Origin of the sequence: Gimesia benthica, from assembly GCF_009720525.1 — a bacterium.
Taxonomy (GTDB): Bacteria; Planctomycetota; Planctomycetia; order Planctomycetales; family Planctomycetaceae; genus Gimesia; species Gimesia benthica.
Window position 1 is genome coordinate 7084576 of the sequence record NZ_CP043930.1, and the last position, 24081, is coordinate 7108656.

The 24081-nt window shown below is 46.0% G+C and carries 16 protein-coding genes; 5 read left to right on the forward strand and 11 right to left on the reverse strand.

Translation table 11 applies throughout. The features are described from left to right. Positions 1-210 precede the first annotated feature (210 nt). A complete protein-coding gene (locus F1728_RS27730) occupies positions 211-636 on the forward strand; it encodes a heavy metal-responsive transcriptional regulator (RefSeq protein ID WP_194242555.1) in 426 nt (141 codons plus the stop codon). 2 nt (positions 637-638) lie between these two features. Continuing rightward, positions 639-1745 (forward strand): putative iron-sulfur cluster-binding metallochaperone, encoded by a 1107-nt coding sequence (locus F1728_RS27735; RefSeq protein ID WP_228030374.1) that lies wholly within the window; start codon positions 639-641, stop codon positions 1743-1745. Positions 1746-1870: 125 nt separating this feature from the next. Here the strand turns inward: F1728_RS27735 and F1728_RS27740 are convergent, their stop codons facing one another. From F1728_RS27740 to F1728_RS27795, 11 genes are all read right to left on the reverse strand, one after another. Continuing rightward, the gene (locus F1728_RS27740; protein WP_155366741.1) at positions 1871-2056 is read right to left on the reverse strand and encodes a hypothetical protein; all 186 of its coding nucleotides are present in this window, start codon (positions 2054-2056) and stop codon (positions 1871-1873) included. 79 nt (positions 2057-2135) lie between these two features. Further along, on the reverse strand, positions 2136-3335 hold the full coding sequence (locus F1728_RS27745; RefSeq protein ID WP_155366742.1) for an acetate/propionate family kinase: 1200 nt from the start codon (positions 3333-3335) through the stop codon (positions 2136-2138). A gap of 10 nt (positions 3336-3345) precedes the next feature. After that, positions 3346-5715: a phosphoketolase family protein gene (locus F1728_RS27750; protein WP_155366743.1), complete on the reverse strand. Its 2370-nt coding sequence runs from the start codon at positions 5713-5715 to the stop codon at positions 3346-3348. Positions 5716-5739: 24 nt separating this feature from the next. Then, on the reverse strand, positions 5740-7920 hold the full coding sequence (locus tag F1728_RS27755) for a glycogen debranching protein (protein ID WP_194242556.1): 2181 nt from the start codon (positions 7918-7920) through the stop codon (positions 5740-5742). Positions 7921-7942: 22 nt separating this feature from the next. Next, complete coding sequence (locus F1728_RS27760) at positions 7943-8551, reverse strand: hypothetical protein (RefSeq protein WP_145187118.1); 609 nt, start codon at positions 8549-8551, stop codon at positions 7943-7945. Positions 8552-8701: 150 nt separating this feature from the next. After that, positions 8702-9814, reverse strand: a complete 1113-nt coding sequence (glgP, locus tag F1728_RS31955; protein WP_197996660.1) for an alpha-glucan family phosphorylase — start codon at positions 9812-9814, stop codon at positions 8702-8704. Between the two features lie 1748 nt (positions 9815-11562). Then, positions 11563-12354, reverse strand: coding sequence for a heavy-metal-associated domain-containing protein (locus tag F1728_RS27775; protein WP_145187112.1), 792 nt, complete (start codon positions 12352-12354; stop codon positions 11563-11565). After that, on the reverse strand, positions 12341-12790 hold the full coding sequence (locus F1728_RS27780) for a MerR family DNA-binding protein (RefSeq protein WP_194242558.1): 450 nt from the start codon (positions 12788-12790) through the stop codon (positions 12341-12343). Before F1728_RS27780 ends, F1728_RS27775 begins: the two co-directional genes overlap by 14 nt. Positions 12791-12915: 125 nt before the next feature. Next, positions 12916-14232: an APC family permease gene (locus F1728_RS27785; RefSeq protein WP_145193830.1), complete on the reverse strand. Its 1317-nt coding sequence runs from the start codon at positions 14230-14232 to the stop codon at positions 12916-12918. Positions 14233-14970: 738 nt separating this feature from the next. Next, entirely contained in the window at positions 14971-16395 is a 1425-nt protein-coding gene (locus F1728_RS27790; protein WP_228030377.1) for a multicopper oxidase family protein, read from the reverse strand. Between the two features lie 50 nt (positions 16396-16445). Further along, positions 16446-17948 carry a TolC family protein gene (locus F1728_RS27795; RefSeq protein ID WP_145187104.1) on the reverse strand — a complete coding sequence of 501 codons (1503 nt, stop codon included), beginning with the start codon at positions 17946-17948 and terminating at the stop codon, positions 16446-16448. A gap of 1583 nt (positions 17949-19531) precedes the next feature. Here F1728_RS27795 and F1728_RS27800 point away from each other — a divergent pair. From F1728_RS27800 to F1728_RS27810, 3 genes are all read left to right on the forward strand, one after another. Beyond that, entirely contained in the window at positions 19532-20188 is a 657-nt protein-coding gene (locus F1728_RS27800; protein WP_194242559.1) for a protein-L-isoaspartate O-methyltransferase family protein, read from the forward strand. Between the two features lie 343 nt (positions 20189-20531). Continuing rightward, the gene (locus F1728_RS27805) at positions 20532-23027 is read left to right on the forward strand and encodes a heavy metal translocating P-type ATPase (protein WP_145187099.1); all 2496 of its coding nucleotides are present in this window, start codon (positions 20532-20534) and stop codon (positions 23025-23027) included. 43 nt (positions 23028-23070) lie between these two features. Further along, complete coding sequence (locus F1728_RS27810) at positions 23071-23586, forward strand: DUF2231 domain-containing protein (protein WP_145187096.1); 516 nt, start codon at positions 23071-23073, stop codon at positions 23584-23586. Positions 23587-24081: the final 495 nt, after the last annotated feature.

Below are 24081 nucleotides of genomic sequence, written 5' to 3' on the forward strand. Positions count from 1 at the left end.
GCTTTTCTATTACGCGGTTTATACTCAGATGAAATTCTAATATTTATCGAGTTGTAATCCCACTTCTCGTGGAATGTCCCCTTTGTTTTTCGTCGATATTTGAATAGCACTCTCTTTTTTCGAAGTGTGAATATAGCAAATTATTCGATTTAGCCTTGACCCTGTAGTATGGTACAGGCTCGATAATATCTATAGATGAAGGAAACAACCATGAAACTACTAACAATCGGAAAGGTAGCCGAGCAGGCTGGAGTCGGTATTGAAACCGTTAGATTCTACGAGCGCGAAGGCTTGTTAGAGAAACCAACCCGCTCTGCATCGGGTTACCGACAGTTCAATGTTGATGTTGTCAAACGACTCACGTTTATTAGCCGGGCCAAGGAACTTGGATTTACGTTGAAAGAAATCAAGGAACTCCTATCGTTGCGAGTGGATTCAGAAATCTGTTGTGAGGATGTAAAGGCCAAAGTTGACGTGAAGATAGCCGACATCGAAAGCAAAATTGCTACTCTCCACAAGATCAAGAAAGCCCTGGTTCGACTTTCCACGGCGTGTGGAAAGAGAAAGCAGACAGCCGAATGCGCCATTTTAGAAGCACTTGACGGTAGAAAGTCAACACTAACTCGAAAAGAATGACTATGGAACTCACTATGTCCAGGACAGCCACTTGCCCAGAATGTGGCGGCAAAAGCAAAGGAGTAAAACCACTCACACTTAGGGCGTTGCTCAAGAATGAATTCGTGAGCAACGTTGATGACGTGGAATACAAATTTTGTAATGCCACTGGGTGCAGTGTCGTTTATTTCGCCGACAGCCAGACTTTCACAAAAGATCAGCTCAAAGTACCAGTGGGAGTGAAAGAGACGCGCGGCGCACGGCCTTTGTGCTACTGCTTTGGATATTCTATAGCCACGATCAAAAAGGAACTTGAAACAAAAGGCCGGTCGGATGCTCTAGACGACATTCGGAAGAAGATGAATAATCCTGGTTGCCGATGTAAAACCGAGAATCCAGCGGGCGCATGCTGTCTTGGCAGTGTTACTAAAGGTATCGCCATTGCCACATCAGAATTAGACAAATCATCCAGCAAGTCGAATAGAGCGGATACCATAACAAAAGTAGGAACGATCCTATCTGCGATTATGGCATCCAGTTGTTGTTGGTTGCCTTTGCTATTGATTTTGTTCGGTTTTTCAGGTGCGGGGATTGCTGGCGTTTTAGAATCATACCGGCCAGTATTCAGCACTTTAACAATCGGTTTTTTGACGGCAGCATTTTATTTTACTTACTGGCCCAAGCAGACGGTCACGGGTGGCGCCTATTGTATCACCGATTGTTGCTCTAACTCCGGCACCTCGAAACGTAATCGATTTAATATGATGTCCATGAACAAAATCATGTTGTGGGCCGTGACGGTTGTTGCCGTTGTGTTTATGTTGTTCCCAAATTACATAGGTTTCATCTTGGCCAGGAGAGAAAGCGACGAGGTAATCACATCAAGTAACCCACTCATCAAAACGACCTTCGTAGCCATCGAAGGAATGCACTGCGAAGGTTGTGCTGCGATTGCTGAGAAGTCGATTATGGATGTGCCGGGAGTGTTAGCAGTAAAAGTGGACTATACCGGGAAATATGCAAACATCGCTACAGAATCATGCTGTAGTTTTCCAAATGAAGACATCCTGAATGCAATACAAACCGCCGGTTATACCGGCAAAATTCCAAAAGCAGTTGAAAACAATTAACTCTGTTCGTCTGTTTGCAGGTATGTAGCCTGCCAGATGGTCGAACGCTTTGTAAAATGGAGGTTGTCATGAGAAATAAATGGTTGTGGGCGGCGTTAATTGCATTACCTTTGGGGGTTGGTGGTTTAGTCTATACTGATGTGCGCGCCAACGCTGACACTCAAAGCAACAGTGCCGATTTTGTCTGCCCAATCACGGGTGAGGAACTTCCTTGCCCCAAGTGTTGTCCACTCAATTGAGTGAGGAAAGATCGTCGGCAAAAGCGATTCCCGATGTAATGAATCATCGGGAATCGTTTGCTGTCGTTTCATAACTCGCTATATCCAGTGACAAACTACCTCAAAATGTTCATTTATATTAGAACCCTTTAATACGATCATGTTCATCTGCCTATCTGGACTGAGATAATTCTAAGAGTCGTTCTGTTTCGCGTGCGATCATGTGTTCTTCGCGAGTTTGAATGAGTAAAATGCGACCTGCTGACTGGATTGTTGCGAGATCACAATCCGCATGAGCACTTTGATTTTTGACCTCGTCAAGTTTCAGCCCAAGAAATGGTAGTTTGTCACATACGCAGCTTCGCAACAGCGGAGAATGTTCACCGATACCGGCAGTAAAGACTAAGCCATCGATGCCTCCCAGCAAAACCGCAAGAGAACCAATGGTTGACTGGATTCGCTCTGTAAACAATTTCATCGCCAGTTGAGCGCGTTCGTTTTTGGCTTGGGATGCCTGTTCAATTTGGCGAAAGTCAGAGGAAATTCCCGACACTCCAAGCAAACCAGATTGATGATTCAAACTTTGATCGAGCTGCTCAGGATCGAAGTCTTTTTGTTTCATCAAGTAAATCAAGATTCCAGGATCGATCGAGCCGCTGCGGGTACCCATCATTAACCCTTCCAGCGGTGTGAACCCCATCGTTGTAGCCAAAGGGCGTCCGCCATGCACGGCAGTCGCAGAGCAGCCGTTGCCTAGATGACATATTACCAATCGAAGAGAATCGTCGTATTGCCGACCAAGCACTTCTGCGGCACGTGTCGAACAGTATTGATGGCTGATCCCGTGAAAGCCAAATCGACGAATACCGTATTGTTCATACCATTCGTAAGGGATTGGATAAACATAAGCACTCGGCGGCAAATCAGCAAAAAAAGCAGTATCAAACACAGCGACATGCATAGCTTCTGGAAGATATTTTTGTGCTGCTTTAATCGTCATCAATGCTGGTGGATTGTGTAGCGGGGCGAGTTTGGAGACTTGTTCTAACGATTGAAGAACCTGTTCGTTAATGAGCGTTGGCTGGCAGAAATATGTACCGCCGTGAACGATGCGATGACCGACAGCTCGAATCGATTCGCCCAGGTTGATGTCTGCCAACACATGCAGAATCCATTTAACGGCCTCATGATTATTCGAAATATCCGAATGAGATTGCGTTTGACTCGCTGCTTGAGTTTGTAATTCTAATATGACTTTTTCAGATTGAGTTTGCCAATCTATCACACCTCTGGCAAGTTGTTCGTGAGCCAGTTCATCGAACAGAGCGAATTTGAGCGTACTAGATCCGGCATTCAGCACGAGAATCGACATTGAATCAACCTCACTGTTCCCCTCCCGGCCAAGTCCAGTTTTGAACTTCCGGCATATCTTCACCATATTCGGAGATGTAATGTTTGTGTTCGATTAGTTTGTCTCGAACGGCTTGTTTTAAGTAGGCTGCTTTAGCGCCGAGATTCGGCACACGGTCGATTACATCTTGAACAAGATGAAAGCGGTCGAGATCATTCAGAACAACCATGTCAAACGGTGTGGTTGTTGTCCCTTCTTCTTTGTAACCGCGAACATGAAGATTTTTGTGATTCGTTCTGCGATACGTTAATCGATGGATCAACCAAGGATAGCCATGGAACGCAAAGATGATAGGTTTGTCGGTCGTAAACAGACTATCGAAGTCCTTATCAGAGAGTGCATGTGGATGTTCCCGGGGAGATTGGAGCTTCATCAAATTGACGACGTTAATCACGCGTACCTTCAACACAGGTAATTCTTGACGAAGGATATCGACGGCGGCCAACGTTTCGAGTGTGGGTACATCGCCACAACACCCTAAAACAACATCGGGTTCGCTTCCCTGGTCACTACTCGCCCAATCCCAAATACTGATTCCCGCCGTCGTATGCTTGATAGCTTGATCCATCGAGAGCCACTGTGGCGAGGGTTGTTTACCAGCTACAATCACGTTTACATAATCACGACTACGCAGGCAATGGTCTGTGACGGAGAGCAGACAGTTTGCATCTGGTGGCAGATAGACACGAATGATCTCAGCTTTTTTGTTAACAACATGGTCGATGAAACCGGGATCTTGATGACTAAATCCGTTGTGATCCTGCCGCCAGACGTGTGATGACAACAAATAGTTAAGGGATGCGATAGGTCGCCGCCAGGGAATTTCCTTGGAGACCTTGAGCCACTTCGCGTGCTGGTTAAACATCGAATCGATAATGTGGATGAACGCCTCGTAGCAATTGAAAAAACCATGCCGCCCAGTCAGCAGATAGCCTTCCAACCAACCCTGGCACTGGTGCTCGGAAAGCATTTCCATCACACGGCCGTTTGGTGAAAGGTGATCATCAGTGGGCAATATCTCGCCCATAAAACTACGTTCTGCGACATCAAATACGTCTGCCCAGCGATTTGAGGCGTTCTCATCTGGACTGAAGATGCGAAAGTTTTGTGACTCAAGATTGAGATTCATCACATCACGGATAAACTTGCCTTGCACGCGCGTTGCTTCGGCTGTGACACTTCCCGGATACGAGACCTCAACGGCATAGTCTCTAAAGTCAGGAAGTCGCAAGCTCTTCAACAGTACCCCGCCATTTGCATGTAGGTTTGCTCCCATCCGCCGCTCGCCTCTCGGCGCAAGATCTGCGATCTCCGTTCTGAGACAACCACTCTCATCAAACAATTGCTCAGGCTTGTAACTCTGCATCCACTGTTCTAGTAACTTCAAGTGATCCGGATTCTCGTGCATCTGTCCTAAAGGTACCTGGTGGCTACGCCAACTGTCTTCAACCGGTAGACCATCGACTTCCTTGGGGCAGGTCCAACCTTTGGGCGTTCGCAGTACAATCATCGGCCAGAGGGGACGAGTGGAATCCTGGTCCTGTCGCGCATTGGATTGAATATGTTGAATCTCTTGAGTGACTTGATCCATTGTCGCAGCCATAAGCTGGTGCATCTCTTGGGGATCGTGACCTTCGACATAATACGGATTGTATCCGTAACCTCGCATAAGATGATCCAGTTCCTCATGACTGATACGGGCCAAAACAGTTGGATTCGCGATTTTGTAACCGTTCAAATGCAGGATCGGCAAAACAACTCCGTCACGCTCTGGATTCAGGAACTTGTTGGAATGCCAGCTTGTGGCGAGTGGACCTGTTTCTGCCTCGCCATCACCAATCACACAGGCCACGATCAGGTCTGGATTATCGAATGCTGCCCCATAAGCGTGCGATAATGCATAACCCAATTCACCACCTTCGTGGATACTGCCGGGCGTCTCGGGGGCTACGTGGCTGGGGATACCACCGGGAAAACTAAACTGTTTAAACAGTCGCTTCATTCCCGCTTCATCTTGCGTGATATTCGGATAATGTTCGGTATAAGTTCCTTCCAAATAGGTATTCGCTACCAGCCCTGGCCCCCCATGTCCTGGCCCTGTGATGAACATCATGTTGAGATTGTGCTGTTTGATGATCCGGTTTAGATGCACGTAGATAAAATTTAACCCCGGCGTCGTTCCCCAATGTCCAAGCAAGCGCGGTTTGATATGTTCTTTGCATAACGGTTTTTTTAGTAGCGGATTGTTAAATAGATAAATCTGGCCGATCGATAAATAATTTGCCGCTCGCCAATAGGCATCGATGCAATTCAATTCTTGTGTAGAGAGGGAACTCGACATGGTATTTCTCTCAGTTAAATGTTGTTACAAAATTTGCACGGAGTTTGATGATATCGCCACAGTCGATTGTGCTAACACAACAATGCTACGCTGATTGACCCGATAAGAGTCCTTTTCAAAAGGGATTTCTGCCTCGGGATCCACAATATCAATCGGACTGGGGAGTGAAGTGTCAATAACACGGTTCCAGACACTCTCTGTTTCTGCGTGAATAGAAAATAAACGTGGCTTAGTTGAGCCGTTGATCATCACATAAAGATCACGGTCATTAGTGGACGTGCCACGTAAGCAATAAGCCAGGACTTGAGAATCAGCTGACATATTGACTTCTGGTTGTTCTGCGCCAAACCATTGAATGTCGTCACGCCAAAAGGTGGAGTGTCCAAGCAAAGAATGCGATTTACGGAACGCAATCATTCGTTTGAAAAAGCAGAACACCTCTTGGTTTTCTTCAAATCGCCGCCAATCGAGCCAACTTATTTCGTTATCTTGATTGTAAGGATTGTTGTTACCACTTTGCGTTTGCATAAACTCATCACCCATACGAAACATGGGGCTGCCATTCGCCAGCATGAGCAAACAGCAAAAGTTTTTGGTCTGTCGTTTGCGTAAGTTGACGACCTCTTGAGGCACTTGTTCAACGCCTTCCCAGCCGCTATTCCAGCTAAACTCATTCGGCCCATCGTGATTGTTTTGGCTGTTTACATGGTTGTGTTTATGATTATACGAAACGAGGTCATACATCGTAAAACCATCATGCGATGCAACATAGTTCACACTTTGAAAGGGACGAAATGCATGGACTGTATCATCAGGAAATAAGTCGCTACTTCCATATAAACGCGTCATCAGATCGGGAACCAGTCCACAATCTCCTCGTATAAACTGCTGCGCTGTATCACGAAACCGAGCATTCCACTGCATCCAGGTACGCCCTGGAAAGGATGCGCCAAGTTGATACAAACCCGAAGCATCCCATGGTTCAGCGATTAAGCGAACGTTGGCTAAATCCGGATCGCCGGCGATCTGGTCAAAAAGAGGTGGTTGACTTAAATCGATACTTCCATCCGATGTTCGTGAAAATACTGAGGCCAGATCAAATCGAAAACCATCGACATGCATCTCCTTTGCCCAATAGCGCAAGCTATCCACGATCAAACGACGGACCGTAGGAGATGATGTGTTTAAAGTATTGCCTGTGCCACTAAAATTTGCATAGGGTGATTTCAAGTTAGCCGATGCAATATAGTAAGTTGCGTTGTCAATTCCGCGATAACTGTAAGTTGGTCCTTGATCGTCTCCCTCGCAAGTATGGTTATAGACCACATCCAGAATCACTTCAATTCCAGCCTTATGTAACTCACGGACCATCTCACGAAACTGGCTGTGCTGCTCGCATGAAGATTGGTTCGTTGAATATTCATGGTGAGGTGAGAAGAAATTCAGGGGCATGTAGCCCCAATAGTTTTCATCTGATGGGTCGAATTGAAAAACCGGCATCAATTCGATGGCGGTTATCCCAAGCTCTTTAAGATAGGGGATTTTCTCGATGACTCCTGCAAAGGTTCCCCGAGCGTCATCAGTTATGCCGGAGCTTGGATGTTGTGTGAAGCCACGAACATGCATTTCATAGATCACTAAATCGGTTCCATGACGTAGCCGTTGTTCATTTCCCCAATCAAACGGACATCGGCAAACGTCAAGACGGCCCAGCGGTGCAGAACCTCCATTGGGTCCGGGAAGCCTGGCCGCATCACGCTTGAATTTCGCCGGGAAGAAGACGCTTCGTGCGTAGGGATCGAGCAATACCTTCTCGGGATCAAACGCATGCCATGTGTCGGTCACTTTGGCCGCCGGTCCGTCAATTTGGTATGCATAGTATACCGCATCGCCAGCTTCTGAGATGGGCACGCGACAATGCCAGACTGGTCCAGACTTGTTTTTGAATGGATCAAGCTGAAGTGAGTAACATGGAACACGTAATTCATTTCCTAGGTACAACAGCAGAGTAACTTTTGAGGCGTTAACAGTATCAATTGCAAAGTTATATGCCTGCTCTGACTCTAACCATGTAACGCCAAGGGGAGAGGGTGTTCCTTCAGACGTTTCCCATTCCGGCCCCCTAATTGAGGCACTTGAGTCAAAAACATTCACGACTGAAGTTCCGCAATGTCGGCAGATTGCTTGAATAGTGCTGTGTAACATTGGCAATCCTTTTTTAGTGTCCCTACCGAACTCGCTCGAATTCAACTTGAAGATTAAGCAGTTCTGATCGCAAACGATCAATTTGCCACTGCAGGTGATGTAGAGGATCCGCTTTGATCTTGGGTTGCTTTGCTCGCTCCAAAGCCAATCGAGCGAGGTCTACCGAAAGTTGCAGACGTTGTACCTCGTCATCACTTACAAGTCCGGCTTGGCGTTGGTTGACGTCTTTGGCCCACACCAATTGCTGTTCTGCAAGTGTCACATCATTCTTCACGTTTTGAAGATGGGTAGTATGCAAGTCATGGTCTGTTTTAGTCATTGCGCGTTTGAGCAGCGTTTCCGTATAGTCGACCTGATTCTGCAACCGAATCATCATCAGCTTTGAAGTCAGATTAGGAACTCGTTGATTGGCTTTCACCGCCCTCTGCAAGTCATGCTTAGCAAGTTCCAACTTCTTTTGGAAGTATCGAACATCGACACTCCCAGTGGAAGGTGCTGTATCTAGTGACATGGCAAACGGAACTTGCGTTATCGCAAATATGAAAGTTAGTATCAAAACGGAGACTAAAATACGTCGACGAGTTTTGGTGAAAACTAGAATCGTTTGGATCAAAGTACCAGTTTTTGTCATGACTATTTCCTTTCAGATTCGTGTTAGTAACAATTTCTGATTCCAGCGTTGATACTTCTCTGACACCGATTCTTCACCCAACTCAACCCATAAAAATTGATACACAATAAGGTTAAGCTGGCAATCAACCATGGATAGTCCAGATAATTTCTACTCGTAGTAAGCCTTCAAGACGTATTGCTGTATCATTCGCTGTGTGTTGAAGTAGGATGCATTCAATGCAATCGCATGAGACATAATTCTCAACCAAGAGTCTCTTTGTTCATAATACCGCGGTAACACGATATTTTGGAGCTTTTCATAAAGTAATTCTGCATCTTGATCGGAGCAATCGGCCTCTCCCATATCTGAGGATTTGGCATCACCAATAGCCCAACCAGTTACGTCTTCAATACGATCCTCAAGCCACCATCCGTCAAGTATACTTAGGCTTGGGACACCATTCAGGGCTGCTTTCATACCACTGGTACCCGAAGCTTCCAACGGTGGCTGTGGCGTATTGAGCCAGACGTCGACGCCAGAGGTGATGAACCGTGCCAAGTCCCAATCATAATTTTCCATGTATACAATCTTCACTTCGGGAAGCATCGTGTCCTTCAGCCGGACGATCTCTTGAATCAATTGCTTACCCTGCTCATCTTGTGGGTGGGCTTTCCCAGCAAAAACAATTTGCAAATTCCCTGCCTGCTCCGCTAAACTCTTCAGTCGAACCCGATTCTGCAGCAACAAATTCGCTCTTTTGTAGGCCGTAGCACGACGCGCAAAACCGAGCGTGAAGATTTCGGCATCGAAAGAGGCTTCTGTACGTACATTGATCTCATCAATGAGATCCTGCTTGGCTGTTTGATGCGCCTCCCAAAATTCAGTAGCCGGAATCGACAGCGCACCACGAAGGCTGGCATTGTCTGCGCGCCAACCTGGCAGAAAGCGATCAAAAAGCTTTGCGAATGAAGGTGCGGCCCACGTTTCTAAATGGATTCCATTAGTGATATGGTCGATCGTGTAGTGATGGTCAGTGTCACGTGGCACAAGCAGTTTTCTTGAAACCTCGCCGTGCTTCTTCGCGACGCCGTTGACATAATGGCTGAGATTGAGTGCAAGATAGGTCATGTTCAATTCGCCGGCACAGCAAAACACTTCGTGATTATCAAAGAGATCAGATCGAGAAAGCGTACGCTGGACTTGATCAATTGGGAACCTGTCATGCCCCGCAGGAACCGGAGTATGAGTCGTGAAAATGCAGCTACGGCGAACCGTTTGCACATCTTCGGTGTTAAAGGGCTACGATCAGACGATTTTGCGCTTTCATCGAGTAATTCAAGCCCCAGCAGGGCCGCGTGCCCTTCGTTCATATGAAAACGTGCGACATCATTGTAGCCGAGCGCACGTAACACACGTACGCCACCTACTCCCAGCACGACTTCTTGGCAAAGTCGGTAATGACTGTCGCCACCATAAAGATTGTTAGTCAAGGTACGATCCCAGTCCGAGTTTTCATCCAAATCAGTATCCAGCAAGAGAACCGGAATCACATGTCTGCCGCATCCGGTCACCTCGTACTTCCAGGCGCGCAGTTGCACGTAACGACCTTCGATGGTCACGTCGGTTCGTATTGGTAGCTCGTGACAATATCGCTCAATATTCCATGGAATTGGATCTTCATGCTGCCACCCGGACGCATCTAAGCTCTGTGAAAAGTACCCCTGGCGATGCATCAGCGTAACGGCGATCATTGAGATGCCGAGATCAGCAGCGGCTCGGAGCGTATCGCCTGCCAGCATTCCAAGACCGCCACTGTATGTCGGTATGTCTGGGTGAAGCGCAATCTCCATCGAAAAGTAAGCAACAGCTGGTCGATTTATTTTATTCATCTATCAATTCACCCGGTAGAAAGACTGTTTTACCGTATTATCATGAATGCAGACTGTTGCTATAACTCCTTCTGCACTACAAGCTCGTTGACAATATGAGTCATACCCTGTATCGAACGAAGCTGTTCCTGAGCGATTTGCTTCAGAAAATAGCTCGAAACAGTCCCTCGAATTACAATAACGCCGTTTTTTTGCTCGCACTGAACTAATTTGAGCAAGGCATACCTACTTGAATGCAATCGCTGCCTCGCAATGGTGGCGAGGCAGCAATTTGACGAGTTAGACGACTCGTCCAGCGAATGCGTCGTATCGAACTGATTAGAATCATGGTTCATTTCAGTTTTCTCTTTAAGCATACTTGAGCAACCCTGTGTCGTTTCTTGTCGATACCGGCCACAAGTGGCTAGCCGTCGCATTGGAGATACCGAAATATTCACTGAGTTTCCTCTCTTGAAAACATAATCCCTCGAATACGGTCATTGACTACCTGTCGCTTGATATAGCCTACCTTCCACGGCAGCAGCTTCTGCGAATGCTGCAGCAGTAGGCACGCTTTAAACAACAGATTGGGCTGGCCGTTTCTTCGGTCTGGACTTCAACTTGAGCTGTATTCGACACTGGCTGGATCAATGATTCCGGTAACCCAGACGAGGGAGGCGGACTCAGCAGACCAAGGACAAGTATGCTAGCAGAAAGTGATTTGAGCAACATGACATTCTCCTCGTAGCTAATGAACTGTAATAAATGGAGATATTCACAGGTTAAATAGCGATCACTGTTTAACCGCGTTGATCGCTATTTAACCGCGTTCCATATCCTTTTGATGCCATACCGACCTCAGTACTTCACCGAAACTTTCACTTTTAGGAGAAATGAGACATATGTAAAAAACTCATTCCGTCAATCAATAATATACAACTGTCGTAAGCAGTCTGAATATCTTGCTAGGGAACGGAAGATGATCTCATAGGTTGAAAATCTCGCAGCAAAACCAAGAGCACAAAGTTGATTTAAGTTACGGCGGTATATGGCATTTTAGCCAAATTCTTGTTGGGAATAGATAGAGGGGATTAATTTTCTGCTTAACTGTGATCCCGACAAAAACTTCGATCATCGCTAACTACAGTCTGAACTTTCATTTTACAAATCTCTAAAAAGCATAAAAAGAGCCATGAGGATCATCGTACTATTTTCGATGATGGTAACCGCAGACATTGGCAGATTAAACACTGTTCCCAGACAGGCGCATTGAATCACCTGGCGTTTTCTTACAGCTTTAATGACGCCAATTAATCCGACTCCCATCACGACAAGTGTGACAGTATTTACTAAAGCCGGTAACCAACCCATTATAAATGCCATCCCAAGCGAAAATTCAAGAAACGGGTATAGCAACGCGTAGAGACGTGACCGTTTTGCCACAATATCATAAGTCGCGAAGGCGTCGGCAAACTTACTTACATCAAGCAGCTTAAAGAAGGCAAAACCTAAAAAGAAGAAACCCATAAAGAAACGCATGAAGTTTTCCCAAACCCATCCCGCTTCTTGTGCAGCTGTCAAAATCACTGCCGCACCACAGACGTAAAAGATAACGAGAAGCAAGGGCTTATAAGTGCTGATTTTTAACCCCTGTTTCTCATTGGTTAAATGACTCTGCCGTTCTTCGGTAATACCCTTAGTGTCCTCCTGATTTTCAGTTATCTTTGCTTCGAATCCAGCTCCCTTCACAGCCTCGACTAGTTTCTCACGAGGGGTAGTGCCGTGCATTTTTGCTGTTACAGTTTTGAGTTCATTTGACAGGTCTGCTTCCCACTCAACAATCTCAGAGTTCTGATCCAGGACTGGCCGTAATTTTTCTAAGCAGGAATTACACTTCATGTTTGTGGAAACAGTCACCTCTTGAAGTTGATCTACTTGCTTAACTATAGTCATTTTTAATTCTCCGCATTCTATGTGTGACAGTTTTTTTATCAGGGGAGATAATTGATTCGATAATAGGGCAGCCTGATAGAGTACCATGGCCACTGCACTTCTTATGCAGCGAAGCCAGGGTTGATTCGAGACGTTGCAGATCTTCTATTTTATGTCTAATTTCAATCAATTTACGGCCGGCCAGCTGCTTGACCTCTTTCTTTGATGTAGAAGGCTGGTCTGCAAAACCCAGCAACTGTCCAACTTCTGCGAGAGTGAACCCAAGCTCCTGTGCTCGTTTGATAAACTGGATTCGTTCTATGACCTCCGGCGGATACTCCCGATAAGAGGACTGTGCTATCGGCTGTTCGATCAGCCCCTTTCTTTCATAAAAACGCACCGTCTCAACACCAACTCCCGATGACTGTGCGACTCGTCCTATTGTCAACTTGCTCATATGCATCTCCTGGAAACATTATAAACTCCGTACTATGGTACGGAGTCAAGGGGTAATTTCTATGTAGAGAACAAACCAGGAGAAATGCTGGAAATTATCAAGCTTTTCGGCTGCGCATGGCGTCGTTAGTCGCCTGTTTGGTTTTTGTGAAGAAATAGCCACTCACCCAGGAAAATTAAGATTAAACCGGCAAGAGAAACATAGATTACCAGCATATCCGCCTGGGCTTTAACTACCAGAAACGCTCCTAAAATGACAACGTCCAATATCATTGCCGTGATTAAGACAAGACTACTGGCCTTCACCTCTTTGCGGAGGTGATAAAATACTCCCCAATGGATGGCGATATCCATGATGAGATAAAAGATGGCACCGAGCGAGGCGATACGACTTAAATCAAAAAAAACCGTTAATAACATCGCCATGACAACGGTATACACCAATGTGTGTTTTTGGATGCTACCTGGCATTCCAAAATGTGAGTGCGGTACTAACTTCATGTCTGTGAGCATAGCCAGCATACGAGAAACCGCAAAGACGCTGGCAATCACACCGGAAACGGTGGCGACAATCGCAAACAATACAGTAAACCATACACCATAATCTCCAAAAGCAGGCCGAGCAGCTTCTGCAAGAGAATAGTCTTTCGCTTTAATGATTTCATCGACCGTCAGACTTCCTCCCACAGCCAGCGTCACAAGCATATATAGAACCAGACAGAGGGCAATCGAGATGATGATGGCTCGTCCTACATTTTTATGAGGATTTTTAAGTTCGCCACCGCTATTTGTAATCGTAGTAAAGCCTTTGTAGGCCAGAATTGCGAGCGCCACAGCTCCGAGAAACTCTCCCGGTCCCGCACCGGTTTGATTAGACGAAGTATTTTCGAATGAAAAACCGGAAGCCCACAATCCCCCGATTGCAAAGAGAGCAATCCCGCCAATTTTGATAAATGCAGTGAAAAAGGATAGCTTTTCTATGAATTCGTTACTCAAGATATTCACGAAAAAAGTGAATGCAAGCAAACCGACTCCGAGAGCGACCACTAACCATTCATTTTCGCCGACGTTGAAGAGTTGCAGTGTGTACGTACCAAAGGTCTTCGCGACCAGGCTCTCATTGATGATCATGGAAAAGTACATCAGCAGCGCAAATGCACCTGTTAGCGCTGTTTTACCGTAAGCCTTCTCAAGAAACATGGCGATGCCACCCGCGGATGGATAGGCGTGTGCCATTTTTACATAAGAATAAGCACTGAAAGATGCCACGATTGCTGCTGCCAGAAATGCGAGCGGGAACCATTGTTTCGCTAGCTCAGCAACTTGTCCGGTCAGGGCAAAAATACCGGCACCGATCATCACGCCCGTGCCCATCGCAACAGCACCAGTCAAAGTCAGACTGTTCTCTTTATACTCGGATGAGTTCTCGTCGGAATGTTCCATGCTGTGACCCGTTAACGCCGCATCTACGGCTTTGGAGTATTGTGTGGTGAAGTTGATTGTGGTATTGAGTTCGACTTCTCCACTTTCATTGATTTCTGTACTGCTCTGTTTTGGAGCAGAGTACACATAACTTCACTTTCAAAAGCAATCCGCGTGCCACTATGCAGATCTATTGTGCCAGTCTCCAGAACTACGATTTTCCGGCCCTAAGCCAGATAGGAGATCAGTTCCGGCATGGATCTGGTCGGCCAGCAATCACTTTGAGCGATTTTCCACCGACTCTGACAGAACAGTGGATAGGCCCCAGTGAAGATTAGAACTGTCTCAAGGTCGAGTAATCGGAGATTCAAAACGGAGATTGCAATACAAGTCGTTCGTATCTGGATGAAAGAGCAAGTTGATGACGTTTCGGAATCAGCCCATTTGTTGGTTGCAAGGACTGAATGAAATTACGTATCAATGACGTATTGCTGTGCGAATGTTTTTACGCAGGTCATACAATTCTGCATTGCGACTGTCTGAGACTTATTGGTTTACAGATTGGTTAATTCGTGATTGAGTATAACGTCAACGCTATCGATTCCAGTCATTGTGCGTCGACAAAGTCTGCAACACGACTTGAATGAATGTGCGTATTTGTGTGAATCACAATGTAGATGCCTATCACACATTTTAATGAATTTGGCAAACAGGTAACTCGTATTTCAAAAAAGGATCACATCAGTGCTATATTGGATGTTAGGCATGATGTGGATTCAACGGCGTACTCGAATTCGGCGGGATGGGATCGTCGGTTGTCATCAACTTATCGTATAGATCCGGTGGCAGTACTCGCATCACAGTAAATAGCCCTTTGACACCTTTATACCAACCTTCGCGCATCCCCTGAGTTTCGCGACGATCGGTTAATTTTTTCATGTCTTCCATTGTCATCGGCATGCTATAGTCATTCGCCTTTTCCATCTGCATCTTGCCAGCGTGCTTACCTTCCATTTTCATATCCGACATCCCCTTCATGATTTGTGGATAGCCAGGAACCTCGAAACCCGGATCGTTCTTTTTCTGGCGAATGATGGGCCCGACTTGAGATACCATATGGTTCATCATGTGGTGAAACATGTGACAATGGAGTACCCAATCTCCGGGATTATTAGCCACGAACTCTACATCCCGCGATTGCGCTACCCCCACGATCACCGTATTTCCCGGAATCCACGCTGTTTCCGGAATGCGGCCCCCCTCGGTTCCTGTCACCCAAAAAGTGTGCCCGTGCAAATGCATTGGATGCTGATGCAGCGTACTGAAGTTTAGAAATCGAATGCGGACCCGTTCGCCTAACTTACAAACCAGTGGTGTCGTGTAAGGGCCACACCGCCCGTTGATTGTAAGAAAGTTCCAGTCCATGGAGATCGTATTGGGAATGTGCGCGTTGGGTAACATCGAAAACTGCTGAGTCATTAACACGAAGTCACGATCCACGGCAGGTTCAAAAGCCACTTTGGAATGAACAATGAAAGGCACCACCATTCCGATGGCTTCCTGCATCGCCACATGCGGATGTAAGAAAAAACTACCTTCCTGATGCACGTCATATTCATAGACAAAGGTCTTGCCCGGTTGAATCAAGTCTTGTGTAACGGCAGGTATTCCGTCCATGCTAATGGGGAGTTCCAAGCCATGTGAATGCAGAGTCGTCGGCTCTGGCAAATCATTGCGAAAAACAATACGTACTCGTTCTCCTTGATACATTTCTAATACAGGACCGGGAAACTGGCCGTTAAATCCATACGCGTCCATCCAGATCCCCGGGAGCACTTCTCTACGGGTGGGGGTCGCCTGCAAATGGAACTCGCGCGCACCATTTACAATTTTCCCGCTCAATGTTTTCAAATCAGGTGCAATCACATTGACTGGTGGCTCCCCCGCTTTTCGCAATCCGGGCACGAGTTTCCCTCGGTCAGTCGGACTACCAACTGGGCCACCAGTGCCTGGATGCATACGAGGATATGTGCCTCCCTGACCTTGATATTTATCGGAAGAAGCTCCGCTTTCCGATGACTGCCCCATAGCGGTCCCCGCAGCAAACAATCCGGCCGTGGCTGCCGCACCCTGCTTTAGAAAGTCCCTGCGGTCATTTTGAGTACCCATTGATAGGCCTTTCATTTTGTTTTATTTCGTTTTGCTAAATGATCGTTGTTCATCGTCTCTTACGATTACCGGGGTTTGGGAACGGCATTGATATGTCCGCCACCCACTGGCGCAGGAGGCTCGGCCAGTCCACCTGTCAATAGCATACCGCTAATGGCAATCTCACTTTCATGATACTTTAATTGACTCATGATATAGTCTGCCTGCAAATTGAGATAGATCTGCTGTGCCATCAACACATCAGGCCAGGGAGCGCGCCGCTCCTTATAACTATGATGTAACAGATCGTAGGCTTGCTTACCCTTAGGTAACATTTCATCTCTGTAAGTTTCTACATGCTGACACGCGGTCTGATAATTTCTAAATTCTGTTGAAAGTCTGCTCATCAATGATAATTCCAACCGTTTCACATCCGCCCGAGATCGGTTGAGATCGGCTAAGGCCTGATCCACGGTGCCTTGGTTTTTGTCGAAGATAGGAATAGGTAACCCGACGGTGACCCCTGCTACTGAGTTATCGGTCTCGAAATTATGACCGAAATTGACATCGACCAGGATATTAGGTATCGGTTGGACGCGTTCACGTTCTACGGTTATTTCGTCATGTTGCACACGTTCCCAGGCAGCAACGATTTCAGGACTGCTTTCTAATAACTGATTGAGCGCCGAATTCCAGTCATAAAATTCCTGAGGAGGCTCAAGCCTCCCTCTAAGAGTTGTACATTGTAATTCAGGAGTACCCACCATCGCCACCAGATTTCGCCACTCCTGTTCCAAGTCGTTCTCAGCCGCCTGCTGTTTCAATTGTGCGCGATGCAAGTCGACTTCCGCCTGCAACAGGCCGGACTGATTCGTCTGTCCTAGATTAAGCATCTCTTTATGTGTTTGTAAATTATCTTTCGCATTCTCCAGAAGTTTACCTTGGACTGCGAGTAACTGCTGCGCTGCCAGTGTCCGGTAGAAATGAATCCGCACGTCATTCAAGACACGCGTGTACTGGGCCGACAAGATGGTTTCCGCAACAGCGACCTGCTTTGTCCATTTCGCGCGACTGAGCTTCAGCTTACCACCTGTGACAAATTCCTGTGAGACGAATGCCCCCTGTAATTCACCAGCCGTGCCATTGATGCCAATTTGATCGCTGGCATACCCTACAACCGGGTTTGGGTAGAGTCCCGCCTGATAGGCTGCGCCTCGTGATGCTTCGACTTGCGCTGCCGCCTGGACCAGCGTCGGATTATTGGCTTGTGCCAAAGCTTCTAGCTCATCCAGTGATATCGCAGTACTTTGGCTTGCTAAAACATCACCCGGCATGGGGAGAAGAAGTGGATCGTATTTCTCTACTGGTAACTCAATTGACTCTTGATGCGATACGAGTCGTGTTTCAGTCTCCGAGGTTGCATCATATTCTGCTTCCGCATCATCGCGCACAATGACTTGCGAAGTTTCATTTTCTGCTGGTACAGGTTTTTTACCTATTTGATTAGCAACATCCCTTTTCGTGCTGGTTGCACATCCACTAATTAATACGATTGCCAGTAAGATAGAAATTAGATTCTTTGAATTCACCACGGCCCCCCGAAGTCTAGAACTAGCCGCGCAAATTCTTCACGCGCGATTCCCTTAACGTATAGTTATCGGCGGGATCTGTACTATTGTGTTATTGCAATATATCGATTGTAACGGTTTTCTGTAGAATAGAATGATGGTGGCATCTAAACATCATGTCCAATGATGGTTACGATAATATTCTTTTCTCATCCCGAAGAAGAAAAACGCCAAATCTACCATGTCGAGAGCATTTAAGTACGAGTTGATCGCGCTCCACGTTGGTTTGTGATGCAGCTGATTCAGCGTGTGAATAGAGGAGACTGCCACATTTGAACTAATAAAGTCGGCAGAACTCACTCAATTCGGAGTCTCTAATGGTCGTCACGCAGTTCACGAACCTTGGCCAGCCATTCAACGAGTCCTTGTCGAAGATGTTGGGTAAGTTGAAGCAAAACACCGCCGTATTCAATTGCTCGATTGACTTCAGCATTTGCGAGGAATTCGTCACCAGTGACTTTGTTGGGTGGCAAATCTTCTACTGTCCGTAGCGGAAGCGCAGGCAGTGAGGGACGTTGCCCCGAAATTAATTCCGGATTTGATCAGCTGGGATTGCCTTCATTAACAGCAAATTTGAGCAATACCAGTTTCCGAATTTGGTGAACGCACAGTGGTTCGAGGAGGATGCGTGATCGTTTTGACTCAACGTGCCGTCGTCATGACAACAACACATTGACAACGAGAGCTTAGCTTTGTTTGTTATAAAACACCGTGTGACAGTTTGTTATGTCTTAATTTTAATGGTTGGCATAAATAATGCCTTTTGTGTCGAGTCATCAACAAACAAAGAAAAGCCTTAAAGCTATTGAGGTAATCATACTCACGAAATGAAAAGGAGATCCTATTATGATACGTTTCGCACTGTTTCTCGGTATTCTCGCTGCCTTGACAGCATTCACGACCAATCCGGCAAAGGCAGCAGATAACTCTTATGTACATGGATATCTTGGCCACACCTTGTCGGGGCACGGATACCTTTCGTCCGGATATGGTCACTCGACTTACAGGCAGCGTCTCCAACACGGTTATGTCAACCACGGGTATTCTGCACGTGAGTATGGACACGGTTCCTTCCGGCAAAGCCACATCGACCGCGGCTATTACAATTACCCATCCTATAGTCACCGCGGTGCAGTCCAGATTATGACACCGCATCTAGATTTTCGGTTAGGTCACTAAACGGGTTAGCTTAGTCAGTGCCGAAGTGAATAGCTTCTACCAAGAAAGGGTTAGCACTGTCCCTTAGACTTCTCACTCTCAAAATTCTCGAAAAGGATTCATGAAAAGATACTTTTTTCAATTCCTGCAAACCCTGAGTGGAATTGATAGCAAGTCGAACACTTTTAAGTCTCACTGTCATTTTGAGTTAGCGAAAGTCACCGAAATCTATTTGAAATACGAACTATCTTTTGAATTTATCTTCAAATTCCAATGAATAATCTGGAATGGTTCTGCATCTAACCCCTCGACTGCAAAATTGCTTTGCAGTCGAGGGGTTTCTATTTCTAGTTAGATGTTCCAAACATATTCAGTTAGAGAAAAGCATGAAAGCAGCTATATCAAGATTGTGTCGAAAATTAACTATCAAAACGTTTTCGCGTAAAACAAAACTAATGTTAGAACGATTCAAAGGAGTTGATTTTTTAACTGTAATACAACCTGAAGAAATTGGATATGACCCTCATGTTGTGTATCGGTCTTCTCCTTCTGGAAATAAATATTTAATACAATTACTAAAAGATATTAGTGTTACAAACGCTGACTCTATTATCGATATTGGCTCCGGAAAAGGTAGCGCAATGCGATCAATGCTAAAGTTTCCCTTTGCAGAAATTGCTGGAATTGAGTTGTCAGAACAGATCGCTGCAATAGCAATAAATAATTTCAAAAAACTAAGGGCGAATAGATGTCATGTGTTTAGTTGCGATGCAACGGCATTTCAGAATTATGGCCACTATAATATGTTTTATTTCTATAACCCATTTCCGGCTGATATTATGTCAGAAGTGATTTGCAAGATAGATGAGTCTGCCCGAGGAAGCGATAAAGAAATACTAATTATATACAACAACCCAGTTTATCATGACTCAATCATTAGTTTTGGAGCGTTCTCGAAGGTCAAAGAATATCCTGATGAATGGGGAAATCAAATCTTTCTTTATTCAAATAAAAGTCTGGAACACTCCAGATTGAATCGCTAATTTTGTTGATGAAAAGAGTTCAGGGATTTAATCGTTGAGCTTGTGAATTATTCTCCATGATAAAGACGTATGCTGTGTTCAGCATCAAGATAAAGCAATCTGTTCGTCAGATAACGTACTCATAGAATAATTCTGGTTGCGATTTAAATATAGAATAGAAAACAACCTATCCCCCCATACCATGACTATATTGAGAATCGAAAAAAAAGTAGTGAGAACCTCAAAATAATGTCATTTGACATGAAGAAAGCACGAGTAGGTTGCATCCAATATCGAAGAAGCCGGGAATGTGCGCCCCTCTCTTTACACATCACAACGACATGAACTAGCAGGAACGTGTTATATGGCGATTGATCCAATTTGCGGGATGCAAGTTGAAGAAGCAACAGGGTTAAATTGTGAGTTCGGTGGAGCAACATTCTATTTCTGCAGTAAGAATTGTAAAGAGAAATTCCAAAGGCAACAGACTTTGGCTGCTCTACTGACTCCAGACAATCAGCATTCCAGCATGAAGACCGGTGCTGGTAAAAGCCATGGAAATTGTAATCCTGAATCAGAGCTGGGAGGTAAAAACGCCACAACAAAACATGCAGTAGCTGCAAAGTCCCACAAATATTTCTGCCCAATGTGTGCAGGAATCGGCAGTGATAAACCCGGCGAGTGCCCAAAGTGTGGAATGGCCTTAGAATTAGTCAAACCAGAACTTGCAGAGTCTCGAACAGTTTATACGTGCCCGATGCACCCGGAAGTTGAGCAGAATGAACCAGGTACATGTCCAAAGTGTGGGATGGAACTGGAACCGAAGTATGTAACCGCGCTTGAGGAAGATGACGACACCCAACTTAGGAGCATGACACAACGATTCTGGGTCGCTGTAGTTTTGGGGATACCGGTACTGCTGTTGGCGATGTTGCCAATGCTCGATAAGGCACTGGAATTTTCACCGTTTGTTTCGTCTTGGGTTCAATTTGCGCTGAGTTCACCGATTGTACTCTGGGCTGGCTGGCCGTTCTTTAAACGTGGTTGGCGGTCCTTAGTCAATTGGAACTTAAACATGTTCACATTGGTCTCGCTTGGTGTTGGTGCGGCATATTTATATAGCACAGCCGCGGTGCTGGTGCCCGGAATGATTCCAGATTCTTTCAAAGAAAATGGTCACGTTGCTGTATATTTTGAAGCTGCTGCCGTAATCATTGCCTTGGTATTATTGGGACAAGTGCTTGAATTACGTGCCCGTCGTCGAACTGGCAACGCAGTTCGTGAACTTTTATCACTAGCACCACCAACGGCCCGTGTTGTCGTTAACGGGCAAGAGCAGGAGCTTCCATTAGAAGAAGTTCGCGAGAGCGATATTCTCAAAGTAGTTCCTGGCGAAAAAATACCCGTTGATGGAGAAATCATTTCCGGCAAGAGTTCGATTGACGAATCAATGTTAACCGGTGAACCAGTTCCGGTCTCGAAGCAGACGGGCGATCTAGTGATGGGCGGCACGGTGAATCAGACTGGTTCGTTCCAAATGCGAGCAAAACATGTAGGTGAGGGTACTGTATTGTCACAAATTGTGCGGATGGTTGCTGACGCTCAACGCAGCCGTGCACCAATACAACGTATCGTTGACGTGGTAGCAAGCTGGTTCGTGCCCGCAGTAGTCTTAATCGCCATAGTTACATTTGTTGTTTGGGCATGGTTATCTCCAGAAGAACCACGGCTTGGTTTCGCTTTGATCAATGCTGTCGCAGTGCTCATTATCGCTTGTCCTTGTGCGTTGGGCCTAGCCACGCCGATGTCAATCATGGTTGGCATCGGTCGTGGAGCACAGGAAGGTGTACTGATCAAAGACGCCGTAGTCTTAGAAGTCCTGGAGCAGGTGGATACGATTGTCGTTGATAAAACAGGTACACTGACGGAGGGACGGCCCAAACTCACTGAATGCATTCCTACAGAGTCCATTTCAGAGAAGGAGCTATTGGAATATGCGTCAGCGGTCGAACGAAACAGCGAACATCCACTAGGCCGTGCCATCATCGATGCTGCCAGGGAAAAAGGAATTGACTTGGCAGCAGTTGATGAGTTTGATTCCACAACCGGGGGTGGAGTATCAGGAACGGTTAAAGGAAAGAGCGTTTTGATTGGTAAACTTGACTTTCTTGTCGATCAAAGAGTTCGTAACATTGAGACAATGCGAGAACGTGCTGAAACGCTGCAGCACGATGGTCATACAGTGATGTTCGTTGCTGTTAATGGGCAATTCGCCGGACTACTGGCCGTCTCTGATCCTATCAAAGCGTCAACCCCCGACGCTGTGCAAGAACTACACGATTTGGGCTTACGAATTATTGTGCTCACCGGTGACAACAAGCGTACTGCCCTGGCAGTGGCCAAGAATCTTGGCATCGACGAAGTGGAAGCAGGCATTAGTCCACAAGACAAAAACGCGAGAGTACGAGCACTGAAGACAAAAGGTAGTAAAGTGGCGATGGCTGGCGATGGTATTAATGACGCACCAGCACTTGCTGAAGCTGACGTAGGTATTGCGATGGGGACAGGCACGGACGTGGCCATCGAAAGTGCCGGTGTGACGTTAGTGAAAGGAGACCTACGTGGCATTGTTAAAGCTGTCCGATTGAGTCGCAGTACTATGCGCAATATCCGCCAAAACTTATTCTTCGCATTTATCTACAATATTCTTGGCGTGCCCGTTGCCAGTGGAGTACTGGTTCCGTTTCTTGGAATGGGGGCTCTGTTGAATCCTATGATCGCTGCAGCTGCAATGAGTCTTAGCTCAGTTTCCGTCATCGGCAACGCTTTACGTTTGCGGCAAGCTCAATTATATAAGTAATGAGTATCGATCAAAATGAACCCTTCGGAAAGTTGAATACATTATGGATAATATTCTCCCAAAACCATGGGAATTGCACCCTGCACTGGTCCACTTTCCAATTGCATTTCTTCTGGGGGGCGTTGTACTCTTACTGTGGGCGTGGTGGAGAGCGAACGAGATACAGCATCGAGTGGCCGCAGGAATGTTGCTGGTCGGAATGGTTTCGGGTTGGCTCGCCTCCACCGCAGGCGGATTGGCATACTTTACGGTGCCAGCTCATACCGAACAAGGCCACGTACTCATGTACTGGCATTTGGGATTTGGATTGGCGATGCTCATTCTCTTCACTTGGCTATCGACAGTAAGCTGGCGAGGGCGAACAACAGCAGCCACTAAGCTGCAATTGACTGTAGCATTGTGTGGAGTTGTGCTATTGATGCTAACCGGTTATCTCGGTGGTTTAATAGTCTACCATCACGGTGCGGGAGTTAACCCGAATATCCTTGCTCCGGAAATACGTGATGGCCACTCACATGGAAATAATGAGCAACATGATGTATCGGTCCATGAGCACTAACTGCGGTAAAAAAAGGTTAAAGCAACTGGCATCGACCAATATGAGAAACTGTTTTCGTCTGCGGCACAAGAGAACTTGATTCATTACGCGATCATGACAGGCTCTCAACTCTGAACCAGTTGGGCCGTTATAAATCTAAGGTAATCGTGATTAAAATACAGTCTGAACTTCGAATGATCTATTGGCACTTGACCAGCATTTAAAACTACGAGATAGGCACGGTTTCAAAATGTGAAGATTCCCAGAAATAGTGGGCGATTTAAAAAGAGTGTCAACTATTCTGAGGAAGAATAACAAGAGAAAACAGTATTCGAAATATAAACCCAAATGTCCACGGCGTTCAATTCCTGCTGAAGACGCATGTTCCTAATTCATTCGACCTGATCACCATTTCTAATACTACTAATAAATAGCGTGACCTTTACTCAAAATTGATTTCAAGAATCGAGAGAATATTTCATCTCCTTTCTAGTTCGACTGTCCTACATTCGTTAG

Coding starts and splice junctions, on each gene's coding strand:
- F1728_RS27730 (WP_194242555.1), top strand. CDS start 211: ATGAAACTACTAACAATCGGAAAGGTAGCCGAGCAGGCTGGAGTCGGT.
- F1728_RS27735 (WP_228030374.1), top strand. CDS start 639: ATGGAACTCACTATGTCCAGGACAGCCACTTGCCCAGAATGTGGCGGC.
- F1728_RS27740 (WP_155366741.1), bottom strand. CDS start 2,056: ATGAAACGACAGCAAACGATTCCCGATGATTCATTACATCGGGAATCG.
- F1728_RS27745 (WP_155366742.1), bottom strand. CDS start 3,335: ATGTCGATTCTCGTGCTGAATGCCGGATCTAGTACGCTCAAATTCGCT.
- F1728_RS27750 (WP_155366743.1), bottom strand. CDS start 5,715: ATGTCGAGTTCCCTCTCTACACAAGAATTGAATTGCATCGATGCCTAT.
- F1728_RS27755 (WP_194242556.1), bottom strand. CDS start 7,920: ATGTTACACAGCACTATTCAAGCAATCTGCCGACATTGCGGAACTTCA.
- F1728_RS27760 (WP_145187118.1), bottom strand. CDS start 8,551: ATGACAAAAACTGGTACTTTGATCCAAACGATTCTAGTTTTCACCAAA.
- F1728_RS27775 (WP_145187112.1), bottom strand. CDS start 12,354: ATGACTATAGTTAAGCAAGTAGATCAACTTCAAGAGGTGACTGTTTCC.
- F1728_RS27780 (WP_194242558.1), bottom strand. CDS start 12,790: ATGAGCAAGTTGACAATAGGACGAGTCGCACAGTCATCGGGAGTTGGT.
- F1728_RS27785 (WP_145193830.1), bottom strand. CDS start 14,232: ATGGAACATTCCGACGAGAACTCATCCGAGTATAAAGAGAACAGTCTG.
- F1728_RS27790 (WP_228030377.1), bottom strand. CDS start 16,395: ATGAAAGGCCTATCAATGGGTACTCAAAATGACCGCAGGGACTTTCTA.
- F1728_RS27800 (WP_194242559.1), top strand. CDS start 19,532: ATGAAAGCAGCTATATCAAGATTGTGTCGAAAATTAACTATCAAAACG.
- F1728_RS27805 (WP_145187099.1), top strand. CDS start 20,532: ATGGCGATTGATCCAATTTGCGGGATGCAAGTTGAAGAAGCAACAGGG.
- F1728_RS27810 (WP_145187096.1), top strand. CDS start 23,071: ATGGATAATATTCTCCCAAAACCATGGGAATTGCACCCTGCACTGGTC.